11 protein-coding genes are annotated in these 13,271 nt (G+C 59.7%); 3 read left to right on the forward strand and 8 right to left on the reverse strand.

From position 1 onward, the window contains the following. Positions 1-9: 9 nt before the first annotated feature. From pcaF to ACR0J2_RS22460, 8 genes are all read right to left on the reverse strand, one after another. Positions 10-1,212: a 3-oxoadipyl-CoA thiolase gene (gene pcaF, locus ACR0J2_RS22425; protein WP_480813916.1), complete on the reverse strand. Its 1,203-nt coding sequence runs from the start codon at positions 1,210-1,212 to the stop codon at positions 10-12. 166 nt (positions 1,213-1,378) lie between these two features. Beyond that, positions 1,379-2,194 carry a PaaX family transcriptional regulator C-terminal domain-containing protein gene (locus ACR0J2_RS22430; protein WP_480813917.1) on the reverse strand — a complete coding sequence of 272 codons (816 nt, stop codon included), beginning with the start codon at positions 2,192-2,194 and terminating at the stop codon, positions 1,379-1,381. Positions 2,195-2,239: 45 nt separating this feature from the next. Then, a complete protein-coding gene (paaZ, locus tag ACR0J2_RS22435) occupies positions 2,240-4,270 on the reverse strand; it encodes a phenylacetic acid degradation bifunctional protein PaaZ (protein ID WP_480813918.1) in 2,031 nt (676 codons plus the stop codon). A 120-nt stretch (positions 4,271-4,390) separates the two neighbouring features. After that, positions 4,391-5,581 (reverse strand): cytochrome P450, encoded by a 1,191-nt coding sequence (locus ACR0J2_RS22440; RefSeq protein WP_480813919.1) that lies wholly within the window; start codon positions 5,579-5,581, stop codon positions 4,391-4,393. Then, positions 5,581-6,933, reverse strand: a complete 1,353-nt coding sequence (locus ACR0J2_RS22445) for a TRAP transporter large permease (protein WP_170616009.1) — start codon at positions 6,931-6,933, stop codon at positions 5,581-5,583. The genes ACR0J2_RS22440 and ACR0J2_RS22445 overlap by 1 nt, the downstream gene beginning before the upstream one ends. Then, the gene (locus ACR0J2_RS22450; RefSeq protein ID WP_170616007.1) at positions 6,930-7,436 is read right to left on the reverse strand and encodes a TRAP transporter small permease; all 507 of its coding nucleotides are present in this window, start codon (positions 7,434-7,436) and stop codon (positions 6,930-6,932) included. Before ACR0J2_RS22450 ends, ACR0J2_RS22445 begins: the two co-directional genes overlap by 4 nt. A 59-nt stretch (positions 7,437-7,495) precedes the next feature. Next, positions 7,496-8,515, reverse strand: coding sequence for a TRAP transporter substrate-binding protein (locus ACR0J2_RS22455; protein WP_170616005.1), 1,020 nt, complete (start codon positions 8,513-8,515; stop codon positions 7,496-7,498). 40 nt (positions 8,516-8,555) lie between these two features. Continuing rightward, on the reverse strand, positions 8,556-10,619 hold the full coding sequence (locus tag ACR0J2_RS22460) for an FAD-dependent oxidoreductase (protein WP_480813920.1): 2,064 nt from the start codon (positions 10,617-10,619) through the stop codon (positions 8,556-8,558). A gap of 102 nt (positions 10,620-10,721) precedes the next feature. On the opposite strand from ACR0J2_RS22460, the gene paaG reads away from it, so the two are divergent. The 3 genes from paaG to paaK are packed head-to-tail and all read left to right on the forward strand — an operon-like array spanning position 10,722 to position 13,269. Then, positions 10,722-11,507, forward strand: coding sequence for a 2-(1,2-epoxy-1,2-dihydrophenyl)acetyl-CoA isomerase PaaG (gene paaG, locus ACR0J2_RS22465; RefSeq protein WP_480813921.1), 786 nt, complete (start codon positions 10,722-10,724; stop codon positions 11,505-11,507). A 2-nt stretch (positions 11,508-11,509) separates the two neighbouring features. Then, entirely contained in the window at positions 11,510-11,935 is a 426-nt protein-coding gene (gene paaI, locus ACR0J2_RS22470) for a hydroxyphenylacetyl-CoA thioesterase PaaI (protein WP_170682137.1), read from the forward strand. 23 nt (positions 11,936-11,958) lie between these two features. After that, positions 11,959-13,269, forward strand: a complete 1,311-nt coding sequence (paaK, locus tag ACR0J2_RS22475) for a phenylacetate--CoA ligase PaaK (RefSeq protein ID WP_480813922.1) — start codon at positions 11,959-11,961, stop codon at positions 13,267-13,269. The last annotated feature ends 2 nt before the right edge of the window (positions 13,270-13,271 follow it).

A 13,271-nucleotide genomic window follows, 5' to 3' on the forward strand; every position in this document is an offset into this window, starting at 1 on the left:
TCTCCTCCCTTAGACGCGTTCAAGGATCAGGGCGACGCCCTGACCCACGCCGACGCACATGGTGCAAAGCGCATAGCGCCCGCCCGAGCGTTGCAGTTGATAAGCCGCGGTCAGCACGATGCGGGCCCCCGACATGCCCAGCGGATGACCCATTGCAATGGCACCGCCATTGGCATTCACGTGCGGTGCATCATCGGCAACACCAAGCTCGCGCAGCGTGGCAAGACCCTGAGCCGCAAACGCCTCGTTCAATTCTATCACATCCATCTGATCGATACTCAGACCGGCGCGGGCCAGCACCTTGCGGCTGGCCGATACCGGGCCGATGCCCATGACGCGCGGCTCGACACCCGTAGCGGACATTCCCACCACGCGCGCCATCGGTGTCAGGCTGTTCTTGTGCGCTGCCACCTCGCTGGCCAGAAGCAGCGCCGCTGCGCCATCGTTCACACCCGAGGCATTACCCGCGGTCACGGTTTTGTCGGGGCCATTCACACCTTTCAATCCGGCCAGCTTCGCAGCATCGGTTCCGGGGCGGGGATGTTCGTCCGTATCCACGACAACCGGATCGCCCTTGCGCTGCGGGACCGAGACCGGGGTGATCTCATCCCGGAAAATCCCCGCCTCATGCGCTGCTTGCCAGCGAGCCTGGCTGCGGGCCGCGAAGTCGTCCTGATCCTGACGGCTTACGCCATAGTCTTCGGCCACGTTATCAGCCGTTTGCGGCATGCTGTCCACGCCGTACATGTCTTTCATCTTCGGGTTTACGAACCGCCAGCCAATCGTTGTGTCATAAACCGCATTAGCGCGGCTAAAGGCGCTGGTGGCCTTGGGCATGACGAAGGGCGCGCGGCTCATGCTTTCCACGCCGCCCGCAATTGCCAGATCGAAGTCGCCGGCCCGGATTCCACGCGCGGCCATGCCCACCGCGTCCATGCCGCTGGCGCACAGCCGGTTCACGGTGGTTCCCGGAACATCAACCGGCAAACCGGCCAGCAGCGCCGCCATACGCGCCACATTCCTGTTGCTTTCACCGGCCTGATTGGCATCGCCAAAGATCACGTCATCCACACTGGCCCAGTCCACCTGCGGATTCCGGGCCATCAGTGCAGCGATCGGCACCGCCGCAAGGTCATCTGTTCTGACCGAAGACAACGCGCCACCGTACCGGCCAATCGGGGTACGTGTCGCGTCACAAATGAATGCGTCCATCAAAGGCCTCCTGTCGCAACGGCCGGAAATACCAACCGTATGGTCGGTTAATACGGGTCGCGATGATTCGAAGCAAGAAATATGTTACGGCTTTTTTGCCATTTCTGAATCAATGTAACTTATTGTTCGACACACCGACCTTCGCCACCGGGAAATACCGCGATCACTATCCGGTCAAAGCGGATTCAAGCGCCTCGATCGAAGGGCGCGGCAACCTGTCGAGGATCTGGAAAACAACCTTTCGGCAGGCCGGACCCTTCCACGCCTCGGGCAGAAACTCTGACGGCAAATCCGGGTGCCGCAAAACGATGCGGCGCCAGCTGTGAACGATCAGGACCCGCAGCACCGCCGCCTGGAACGGATCGCCGACACCCGAGGCCGGAATGCTCTCCTGAACCGCCCGCAATCGGGTCAGAAGCTGTTTATATCCTTCGTTCAGCGCATCTGGTCCGCAACGTTCGCGCAGCCAGCGGGGAACCGAGAGGTCGCCCCTTTGAACAATAAACAGGTCTTCGATACCTTCCGGAGCCTCACCGGGAGCCATCGCTGCCGTGCTGCTCAGTGGAATGTAGTCACCGGTCAGCAGCAGATCGGCCAGTTCCTGCCGGGACCCGTCCGAACTGTCCGCGATAAGGACATGCCAGGTTTCCGGGCGCACGGTTTCGCGGGCGTAGATGCGCGGCACCGCTGCGGCGCTTTGAGCGCGCCCGAACGCCGTCAGGCTGTGCGTGCTGTTGCGCCCGCTCCGGGTGCTTTCGATCCAGCCCTCCTTGCGCAGTCGGTGCAAAGCAACGCGGGTCGCTTCTGACTTTATCCCGGCAAGCCCGGTCAGCCGGGTGATAAGGGCACCGCTGATCTGATCGGTCTCGTTCTGGGCCAGATCGCCAAAAATCGATACCAGCACCGACCAGACCCGCTGCGTGCCGGACGCCGTCAGCTGGGCAATACAGGTTTCGAACCAGTCAGAATGCGGATCCTTCATTGCCTAAGTATAGCCCGGCCAAAGGAAATTGCCATCCGACCTGCTTCAGTAGGCTACCATTGTCAGCAATTCATATTCCGCCACCAGATCACCATCCTGGTTGGTCAGCGACACGTGCCAGCGCACTTCTCCGTATTCATCATTGCGCCCGGTCTTCTTCATGACAGTCAACCGCACCTTGATCGCATCGCCTGCTTCCACCGGCTTCATGAAACGCAGATTGTCCAGCCCGGTATTGGCCAGAACCGGACCTTCGTTGGGTTCCACAAACAGACCCGCCGCAAACGAAAGCAACAAATAACCATGCGCCACACGACCAGGGAAGAACGGGTTCCGCTCGGCCGCGGCCTGATCCATATGGGCGTAGAAAGTGTCGCCCGTGAAATGCGCGAAATGCTCGATATCGTCCATGGTGATGGTGCGCGGTGCCGTATGAATGGTCTCGCCAATCGCCAGATCGTGATACCGGCGGGTAAAAGGATGCGCCGGGCCTTTGATCTCGGTCGCACCGGAAACCCACCTGTCGCCGATCGCGGTCAGGATATCGGGCGAGCCCTGAATTGCCGTGCGCTGCATGTAATGCTGCACCCCTCGCACACCACCCATCTCTTCGCCGCCTCCGGCGCGACCGGGGCCGCCGTGGACCATGTGCGGCAACGGAGACCCGTGGCCCGTCGCTTCCTTCATCGAATCCCGGTTGTTGAAATACAAACGCCCGTGATAGGCCCCGGCCCCCATGACAATCTCGCGCGCGACGGATGGGTCGCGGGTGATCACGGACGCCACCAGTGAACCCTGCCCCTTGTTCGCCAATTCAACCGCATGGTCCAGATCACGATAACCCATGATGGTGCTGACCGGGCCGAAGGCCTCGGTATCGTGCACGCGCCGGGCCGTATCAGGGCTGGCGCAATGGAACAGCATCGGTGGAACAAAGGCGCCCTTTTCGGCATCCGCACCGTCAATGGCGAAGTCTTCAGGATTGCCGAAAACCCGCTCGGCCTCCTGCCCGATGATCGCGGCTTTTTCCAGAACATCGCGCCTCTGGCCTTGTGATACGAGCGCGCCCATGCGGGTGGTTTCAAGCCTCGGATTGCCGACGACCGTCTTTGCCAATCTGTCCGAAAGCGCATCGATCACAGCCTGAACATGGGTTTCCGGCGCGATGATACGGCGGATGGCCGTACATTTCTGCCCCGCCTTGGTTGTCATTTCGCGCTGAACTTCCTTGATGAACAGGTCGAACTCGGGCGTTCCGGGTTCCGCGTCCGGCCCCAGAACCGAGGCATTCAGGCTGTCCTGTTCCGCCACAAACCGCACCGAGTTTTCAAGGATCACCGGATTGGCACGCAGTTTCAGCGCCGTTTCGGCCGAGCCGGTAAAGCTGACCACGTCCTGCATTCCCAGCCGGTCGAGCATATCGCCCAGTCCGCCAGTCACCAACTGCAAGGCACCCGTGGGCAAGATGCCTGAATCCAGCATGATGCGCACGCACAACTCCGTCACGTAGCAGGAGTTGGTGGCCGGTTTTACAATCGCCGGAACCCCGGCCAACAACGTTGGCGCCAGTTTTTCCAACATGCCCCAGACCGGGAAGTTGAATGCGTTGATATGCACCGCGACGCCCTGCAACGGGGTGCAGACATGCTGGCCCAGGAACGTTCCGTTGCGCGACAATTGCTCGACCTCGCCGTCCAGGAAGACATGCCCGTCAGGCATCTCGCGACGCCCCTTGGACGCATAGACAAAAGTCGTGCCGATGCCGCCATCGATGTCGATCAGGTGGTCGGATTGAGTCGCGCCTGTATCGAAAGACAGATCATACAGTGCCTGTTTGTGCTGCCCCAGATGCATGGCCAGCGCCTTCAGCATCTTTGCCCGCTCGTGGAATGTCATCCTGCGCAAGGCAGGCCCGCCTAAATCCCGCGCGTGGTCCAGCATTGCCTGCACGTCCAGCGCGTTGTTACCCGCGGTCGCGATTACGTCTCCGGTGACTGCACTGGCGATGGAACGGGCGCCTTCACCCGGCGCAATCCATTCACCGGCGGCAAAGCTGGAAATCTGTTGGATGGTCATATGTGCCTCCTCATCCTTGGCATCCGGTCGGCGAATTTGGCCGGGTCGTTCGGATCAAACTATTATTAACCGATCGGTCGGTCAAATATAAAACAGCAAAAATGCCTATCCATGCCGCATCTATGCCACCCGAGCTGGCAGACGGGCAAAGCCGCGAAACCTGATGCGATTTCCTCTTTGCGCACCCTCCTGCAACTCAAAATCGGGAAAGCGCTCGAGAAAACGGCCAACGGCAACACGCCCTTCCATTCGCGCCAGAGTCAGCCCGACGCAGGTATGCGGTCCGCCGGCAAAGGCGTGATGTTTGTTGGGACGGCGATCCAGTTTCACGGTATCGGGGTCGTCAAACTGGCGCGGATCACGGTTGGCAGCACCAATACAGAGGTGAATATCCGTACCCGCCGGGATCATGTGACCATGGAATTCAACTGCCTCGGTGGTCAGGCGATTGCCGAACTGGTTGGGGCTTTCCAGCCGCAGGAATTCGTCCACCGCCGTCGTGATCAGGTCGGGTCTGGTCCGAAGTTCAGCCCGTTTATCCGGGTGCCTGTGCAACAGATCAAGCGCGTTACCGATCAGATTTGTGGTGGTTTCGTGACCGGCATTCAGAATGAAGATACAATTCTGATACAGCTCAACTTCGGTCAACCGTTCGTCCACATCACCTTGCATCAGCCGGGTCAGGACGTCTGTTTCCGGGTCGCCCGGACTGGCGCGGCGGCCGTCGATGATCCGGCGCAGGTATTCGACGAAATCGGCGACAGCGCGATTGCCCTGCTCCTCCTGCTCGGGCGTCAGCTTGGGCTCAAGCGCCCCAAGTATCGCGAGCGACCAGTCCCGCAAAGGCTCACGCTCGTCACGGGGAATGCCCAGAAGATTTCCGATGATCTCGATGGGAATGGCGCCGGCAAAATCTTCGATCAGTTCGACTTGGCCCTTGGCCTGCATCTCGTCCAGCAGGCGATCAACCAGTTCGACCAGACCCGGCTCCATCTGCGCCAGCGCGCGGGGGTTCAGCGCGCCGACCATCACCTTGCGCACACGGGTGTGCAACGGCGGATCGTTGAACACCAGACTGGTGGTGTGGTGTTCGTATAATGCGCTATCGACCCCGTATTTCGGGCCAAAAACCGCCTTCTTGTCCGAAATGAAACGGCGTGTATCGCGATACACCAGATCCAGATCTTCGTATCTGGACAGGATCACGCTGCCATCCGGCTGCAGACAAACGGGCGCATCCTCGCGCAAAGCGGCGTAGGTCGGATACGGGTCCTGATGGAACCCCTCGGGAAGTGCGGTCAGCGCGAACATCAGTGCCCCATCGCGCCCATCTGCTCGGGCAGGACCAGCACCAGCCAAGGCACCAGAACGATCAACGCCAGGCGGAAGATGTCGGCAACCCAGAATGGTGTCACGCCCCGGAAGATCGTTCCGGTCGACACATCGCCCACCACGCCTTTCAGGATGAACACGTTCAGACCGACGGGCGGAGTTATCAAGCTGATCTCGGTCACAACGACCACGACGATACCGAACCAGATCGGGTCATAGCCCAGCGACGTGACCAGCGGGAAAAAGATCGGCACCGTCAGCAGCAGCATCGAAAGCGATTCAAAAACGCAGCCAAGGATGATGTAGATGCCCAGGATCATCAGGATCACCACGAAAGGCGACACTTCATACGCCGTGACCAGCGCAATCAACGCTTCGGGCAAACCAGCCAGGTTGATGAAATTCGAAAAGATCTGCGCCCCAATCAGCACCGAGAACAAGGCCGCGGCTGTATATGACGTCTCCTTCAGCACCTCGAATGTCGAACTCAGCGTCAGGCCGCCGCGCGACAGGGCGATCAGGAACGCGCCCATCGCACCCATACCCGCCGCTTCGGTCGGGCTGAAGGTCAGGTTCAGCGGGTGAAAATCAAACGCGCCGTAGAGGCCCCCGATAACCAGGAAGAACAACAAAAGCACGGCCCAGACGGATCGCAGCGCCGTCAGACGCTCGCCCCAGCCGTGGCGTTCACCGGCAGGGCCTGAATCAGGCTTGCGCCAGACGGTCCAGCGCACCGCGAACAGGTAGAACAGGATGCCCATCATCCCCGGCAATATCCCGGCGACAAACAGCTTCCCGATCGAGGTTTCGGTCAGCAGGCCATAGATCACCAGAATGACCGAAGGCGGTATCAGAATGCCCAGCGTCCCGCCTGCCGCAATCGAGGCGGTCGACAACTCGTCCGAATAGCGATAGCGCCGCATTTCGGGCATCGCAACCTTGGACATTGTAGCAGCCGTGGCCAGAGACGACCCGCAGATTGCCGAAAAACCACCGCAGGCGGCGACGGTCGCCATCGCGATACCGCCCCGAAAATGCCCCAGGAAAGCGTTCGAAACCGCGTAAAGTTCACGCGCCAATCCGCCTTTATTGACGAACAGGCCCATCAGGATGAACAGCGGCACAACCGACAGGCCATAGTCCTGCGCGGTGTCCGTGATCTGGCGGCCCACCATCGACATGGCGGCCTTGAGCCCCCGTTCCGAAAAAATCGCGCCGCCTCGTTCGTAGGCGAAGCCAAACGTGCCAACCAAACCCATCGCAAAGACAATGGGCAAACGAAGCAGCACCAGAACCAGTACCAGTGCGAAACCGATCAGGGCTGCGGTCATTGGGTCTGCTCCGACAGGGCGTGGGGTGCAAAGATGTACATCAGACCGGTAATCACCATCGCGATGGCAGCAATAACGGTGAAGAAGGTGATGAACCAGCCGACATAGAAGACCGGGATCGACAGGTATTCTGTGACGTCCCCGTAGTCGCGCGCGCGCTCGGACAGGATCCAGACCCTGTTGATTGGCCAGATCAGCATGATCCCCGATGCCAGGTAAACCACAGCGTCACGGGCCCGGCTAAGGCGAAGACGGGAAAACAGACCGTCTGTCAGATCGACCGCGATCTGGCCTTTTCCCGCGGAAATCATGGGCAGGACTGAAAACACGAGAATGGCCATCAAAATCCGGGTCAGTTCGGTCGCAGCCTCGATCGGAGCATTGAAAACCGAGCGCAGGATGACATCGCAGAATGTCATCACCATCAGGATGAACAGGGCCACACAGGCCAGCAGCGTCGGAAAAAAACTGGCGCGCCGCGCCCAGATCACGAGGTTTCGCATGATTATGTCTCTTGCCGGTAAAAAAATGGCTGGTGGGAAACCCCACCAGCCGGGCAGCCTTACTGAGCCGCCATTTCTTGCACGATCAGGTCATAGGTTGCCTGCGCGTCGATACCGGTTTCATTGACTTCGCCAATCACCTTGCTTCGAACGTCGGCCGCAATCTGATTGAACTGTTCAAGATCTTCTGCGGACGCGGCGTTGATGCTGTTGCCATCCGCCGCCTCGGTCGCTTCGCGCCCGATGGCGTCGATCTGGTCCCAGATCTTGCCGATCTCACGGCTCAGCGGCTCGCCAAAGACTTTCTCTTCCAGTGCCTTCTGCAGATCTTCGGGCAAGTCGGCAAACGTATCTTCGTTCATAATGAACGCAAACGAGCCGCGATAGAGCCCGCCGGGCACTTCGTAAACGTTCTGTGCGACCTCGGTCAGCTTGAAGCCTTTGCGGGATTCAAACGGCATGACAACGCCATCCGCCGCTTTGGACGCGAGCGTTTCATAGACCTTGGGGGCCGGAACCTGAATGCCGGTTGCGCCCAGCGCCGTTCCAACGTCGCCACCCACACCACCGGGGATACGTACCTTCAGCCCCGAGACCTGATCCAGCGATGTCACCGGAGCGCTTGAATGCAGCTGCGCCGGACCGTGCGTGTGCAGCGCGATCAGCTTGACCCCGCGATGCTCGTCGGCCGCTTTCAGGTACTTCTCATAGGCGCGCCAATAGGCGACCGATGCGGCCTCGGCCGATCCTTCGTACCCGGGCAGTTCGATCATCTTTGTAGTGACGAAGCGACCCGGCTGGTAGCCGTGGAAAATGATCGAGGCATCTGCTGCGCCATCCATGATCAGGTCCATTTGCGCGGGCGGAGGTGCAAGGCCAAGTTTCAGCTCGGCGGTGACTTTACCATCCGTGGCTTCTTCGACCATTTCGGTGAATTTCGGCCACATCATTGCGTTGATGCCATGGGTCGGCGGGGCCCAGCTGGAAATGGTCAGCGTGTAATCCGCCGCCAGCGCCACAGTACCCGAAACGGCCAGCGCGGCCGAGGCAAGAAGGGTACTCAACTTAGTGAACTTCATGGATCTGTCTCCTCCCAGTGAAACATGAGTTAAGAATGCGTTAATGGTCCTTTTTGTAACCATCAACGGGTTTAGAGCTTTCGGGCACCGCCGCCAACTTCCAGGACGCGGGGCTTTCGGACGCCACCAACTGCATGGCTTCCAACGTTTTTTTCCATCCCACCTCAGTCGCGTATTGCATCGGGCCGCCGCGCCAGCGTGGGAAACCATAGCCATGGATCTGAACCATATCGACGGCATCCGTGGTTTCGGCGATACCTTCCCTGACAATCAGCGCCCCTTCGTTGGCGAGAACGGCCAGAATACGGGAGGTGATTTCCTCAGCCGAAAACTCCCGGCGTGTAATGCCCTGCTCGGCAGAATATGTTTTGATCAGCGCCTCGACCTCGGGGTCGCGGATCGGTGCGCGGTTGCCGTCTTCGTAACGATACCAGCCTTTACCGCTGCGCTGCCCAAAACGCTCCAACACGCAAAGCTGATCGGCGATGGTGACGTACCGCTCCTGCGGATCACGCGTGACCGCGTTGCGTTTTCTGTTGGCCCAGGCGATCTGCAACCCGGTCAGGTCTTGCAATTCATATGGCCCCATCGGCATTCCAAAAGCGCGCATCGCGGCGTCAATCTGATACGGCATGGCACCATCGGCCAGCAGGTAATCCGCCTCGCGCCTGTATGCGGCCAGCATTCGGTTGCCGATAAATCCGTCACATATTCCCGACAGGACCGGAACCTTGCGCAACGTCTTGCCCAAAGTAAAACCTGTCGCGATTACCTCGGCACTGGTGTGAGGGGTTTTCACGATCTCAAGCAGTTTCATGACATGTGCCGGGCTGAAGAAATGCAGCCCCAGACAACGGGCGGGGTTTTGCACCCCTTCGAATATGTCGACAGGATCAAGATAAGACGTGTTGGTGGCCAAAATGGCGTCCGGGTTCATGTGGGCGGAAAGGTCTGCAAAAACCGTGCGCTTGACGCTCAGATCTTCGAATACCGCCTCGATCGCCAGATCCGCGTCTGCGGCGCCAGAATAATCGTCCACGGCGCTGAAGGCCGACAACCGATCCTGCATCTGCTCTTCGGTCATTCTGCCGCGCTTTACCGCCCCGTTCAAAAGCTCTGAAACGCGCGCCTCCGCCGCTGTCGCCGCCTCGGCATCACGTTCGATCAGGGTTACAGCAAGACCACCGTTCAGCGCGGCCGTGGCGATCCCGGCCCCCATAAGCCCGCCGCCGACCACAGCGATTCTGTTAATCGCGCGGGGTGAGGCACCCTGAATTGCCGATGGCTTGGTCACTGTCCGCTCCGCAAAAAAAGCATGACGCAATGCACGGCTTTCCGGGGTTTGTCTCAGTTCCAGGTGACGCGCCCGCTCTTTCGGCTGGCCTTTCGAAAATGGTTCCAGCGCCCATGACAGCGACGTCAGGTTCTCCAGCGGGGATTGCTGACCTTTGGCACGTTTTTTCAGCACCTCTCGCGACACTTCAAAAAGATCGGGCGCTATGTCTTGCACTTTCCGCTGACTGACGGGAACAGGCCGCGAAGGAAGATCCGCGACAAACTCTCTGACCGCCAGGTCGATGTTTTCAGCGACCAAATCGACACCCCCAAGCTCTTGCAGGACTTCGGCTGTCAGCAGCTTTCCCGAACAGGCCATATCAATTGCAACGTCCATCCCGGCAAGGCGTGGCAGTCGTTGTGTACCTCCGGCACCGGGGATCAGCCCTACATTGACCTCGGGCAGCCCAAACCGTGTGCCCGGCGCAGCGATCCGCCAGGCACAGCCCATGGCAATCTCGAAGCCACCGCCCAACACGTTGCCATGCAACTGGGCGACAAACGGTACCGGGCTGTCTTCGATCATCTGCACGACATCAGGTAGGTGAGGTTCAACAGGCGCACTGTCGAATTCCGACATGTCGCCACCGGCAATGAAGGTCGAACCGGCGCAGCGCAGAACGGCAACCCGGGCATCCTTGACGGCATCAACCGCATCCGCCAGCCCCTGGCGCACCTGCAACGACGTCGCATTCACCGGCGGATTGTTCACCGTGACCCAGGCGATGTCGCCTTCCAGATCCACTTTGACCAGCGGGGATTGCGTCATGCCGGCTCCCAGTTCGGTTCAGATTCGCAACTCGGTTATTTATTGACCAACCGTTCGGTTAATGCAATATGGAACTTGCCGGATTTCAAACGCGAGGTCGCCATGAGCGATACCATTATTGCCATAAGTCACGGGAATTGGGTCGAAATCATCCTGAATCGCCCTGACAAACTGAATTCCTTCAACGAGGAAATGCACCTTGCCCTGCGTTCCGCGCTGGAAAAAGCGCGCGACGACGGAGCGCGGGCCATCTTGCTGACCGGCGCCGGGCGCGGTTTTTGTGCAGGGCAGGATCTTGGCGACCGGGACCCTTCGAAGATGGATGGGCCGCCCGATCTTGGGCACACTGTGCGCACCTTCTACGCGCCGCTTGTTCGGCTGATCCGGTCGCTCAATTTTCCGGTCATCTGCGCGGTGAACGGTGTTGCCGCCGGCGCGGGCGCAAACCTTGCATTGGCCTGTGACATGGTCCTGGCGGGCGAGAGCGCAAAGTTCATCCAGAGCTTTTCCAAGGTGGGGCTGATACCCGATACCGGCGGAAGCTGGCACCTGCCCCGGTTGCTGGGTGAAGCGCGGGCCAAGGGCCTGGCCCTGACAGCGCAACCCCTGCCTGCCGCACAAGCCGCCGAATGGGGGCTGATCTGGAAAGCGGTGCCGGACGATCAACTGATGTCCGAGGCCCGCGCGCTGGCTGAACAGTTCGCAAATGGCCCGACGCTGGGCTACGGGCTGACAAAAGAATGCATTCACGCCGCAGCCAAAAACACCCTTTCCGATCAGCTGGATCTGGAGGCGCAAGCCATGAAAACCTGCGGTCAGAGCGCGGACTATGCCGAGGGCGTCGCCAGCTTTCTGAAAAAGCGCAAACCGAATTTTCAGGGCAGGTAAGCATGAACGCGAAAGAACGGGCAGAAAAATCAGCGTCCGCCATGTGGGCCAACGATCAGGCAAGCAAGTGGTTCGGCATGGAAATTCTTGAGGTCGATGAAGGCCGCGCCGTGCTGACACTGACCGTCGCGGCCCACCATTGCAACGGTGTGGGCATCTGCCATGGCGGCGTCAGCCACGCCCTTGCCGACAGCGCCTTTGCGTTTGCCTGCAACAGCAGAAACACCGTCACCGTGGCGCAGCATACGGTGATGAGTTATCTCGCCCCCGGACAGTTGGGCGACAGCCTGACCGCCACGGCGACGGAAATATCCCTGACCGGGCGGAGCGGCATCTACGACGTCCGGGTCACCAATCAGGACAACAAACTGATCGCCGAGTTTCGCGGCATGTCCCGCGCGATCAACGGCCAGTTGTTCAAAGAATAACTTCGCGTTTGGAGGAGACCGCGATGGAAGATCTTAGCCCCAACAAAGCTGACCTGGACCCGATTGAAATCGCATCGATCGATGAGATACGGGCTCTGCAACTGGACCGCCTGAAATGGTCGGTGCGTCACGCTTATGAAAACGTGCCGATGTACAGGTCGCGTTTCGATGAGGCCGGCGTTCATCCTGACGACCTGCACGGCCTGTCTGATCTGGCAAAGTTCCCGTTCACCTACAAGAACGACCTTCGGGATAACTACCCATTCGGGCTTTTTGCCGTTCCACGCCGCGAAATCGTGCGCATTCATGCGTCTTCAGGAACCACGGGCAAGCCGACCGTTGTTGGCTATACGCAAAACGACATCGACAACTGGGCCGATCTGGTCGCCCGCTCAATCCGCGCCAGCGGGTTGCGCAAGGGTGACATGATGCATGTGGCCTATGGGTATGGCCTGTTCACCGGCGGTCTGGGCGCACATTACGGGGCCGAACGGCTTGGCTGCACGGTCATACCGATGTCGGGCGGACAGACGGAAAAGCAGGTCGGCCTGATCACCGATTTCCGTCCGGACGGGATCATGGTGACGCCGTCCTACATGCTCAACATTCTCGAACAGTTTCACAAGGCCGGGCTTGATCCGCGCGAAAGCTCACTCAAGGTTGGCATCTTTGGCGCCGAGCCATGGACCGACGCCATGCGCAAAGAGGTCGAAGCCGCCTTTGACATGCATGCGGTCGACATCTACGGCCTGTCGGAAATCATGGGGCCGGGTGTCGCCAACGAATGCGTCGAAACCAAGGACGGTCCGGTGATCTGGGAGGACCACTTCCTGCCCGAAATCATCGACCCGGAATCAGGGGAGGTTCTGCCGGACGGGGAAATGGGCGAACTGGTCTTCACCACGCTCACCAAGGAAGGCCTGCCGATGATCCGCTACCGCACCCGCGACCTGACGCGTCTCTTGCCGGGAACCGCCCGGTCGATGCGCCGGATGGCCAAGATCACCGGGCGCAGCGACGACATGATCATTCTGCGCGGCGTAAATGTCTTTCCCAGCCAGATCGAAGAACAGGTCATGGCGACCGGCGGACTGGCACCCTATTACCAGATCGAGCTTTACAAATCGGGCCGCATGGACGCGATGCGGGTGCTGGTCGAGGCCAATCCGGATTCGACCGATGAGTTATCCAAAACCGCGGCGGCGCGCATGCTGACCAAGCGGATCAAGGACATCATTGGTGTTTCAACCGAGATTATTGTAGAGGACCCCGGACAGGTTGAACGCTCGCAAGGCAAAGCCAAACGGGTCGTCGACAACCGCGATAAGGAGTAGAC

The organism is Ruegeria sp. CG4, from assembly GCF_056537185.1.

Bases quoted from the DNA above. Each gene is read 5' to 3' on its own strand.
- pcaF (WP_480813916.1), bottom strand. From the start codon at position 1,212: ATGGACGCATTCATTTGTGACGCGACACGTACCCCGATTGGCCGGTAC.
- ACR0J2_RS22430 (WP_480813917.1), bottom strand. From the start codon at position 2,194: ATGAAGGATCCGCATTCTGACTGGTTCGAAACCTGTATTGCCCAGCTG.
- paaZ (WP_480813918.1), bottom strand. From the start codon at position 4,270: ATGACCATCCAACAGATTTCCAGCTTTGCCGCCGGTGAATGGATTGCG.
- ACR0J2_RS22440 (WP_480813919.1), bottom strand. From the start codon at position 5,581: ATGTTCGCGCTGACCGCACTTCCCGAGGGGTTCCATCAGGACCCGTAT.
- ACR0J2_RS22445 (WP_170616009.1), bottom strand. From the start codon at position 6,933: ATGACCGCAGCCCTGATCGGTTTCGCACTGGTACTGGTTCTGGTGCTG.
- ACR0J2_RS22450 (WP_170616007.1), bottom strand. From the start codon at position 7,436: ATGCGAAACCTCGTGATCTGGGCGCGGCGCGCCAGTTTTTTTCCGACG.
- ACR0J2_RS22455 (WP_170616005.1), bottom strand. From the start codon at position 8,515: ATGAAGTTCACTAAGTTGAGTACCCTTCTTGCCTCGGCCGCGCTGGCC.
- ACR0J2_RS22460 (WP_480813920.1), bottom strand. From the start codon at position 10,619: ATGACGCAATCCCCGCTGGTCAAAGTGGATCTGGAAGGCGACATCGCC.
- paaG (WP_480813921.1), top strand. From the start codon at position 10,722: ATGAGCGATACCATTATTGCCATAAGTCACGGGAATTGGGTCGAAATC.
- paaI (WP_170682137.1), top strand. From the start codon at position 11,510: ATGAACGCGAAAGAACGGGCAGAAAAATCAGCGTCCGCCATGTGGGCC.
- paaK (WP_480813922.1), top strand. From the start codon at position 11,959: ATGGAAGATCTTAGCCCCAACAAAGCTGACCTGGACCCGATTGAAATC.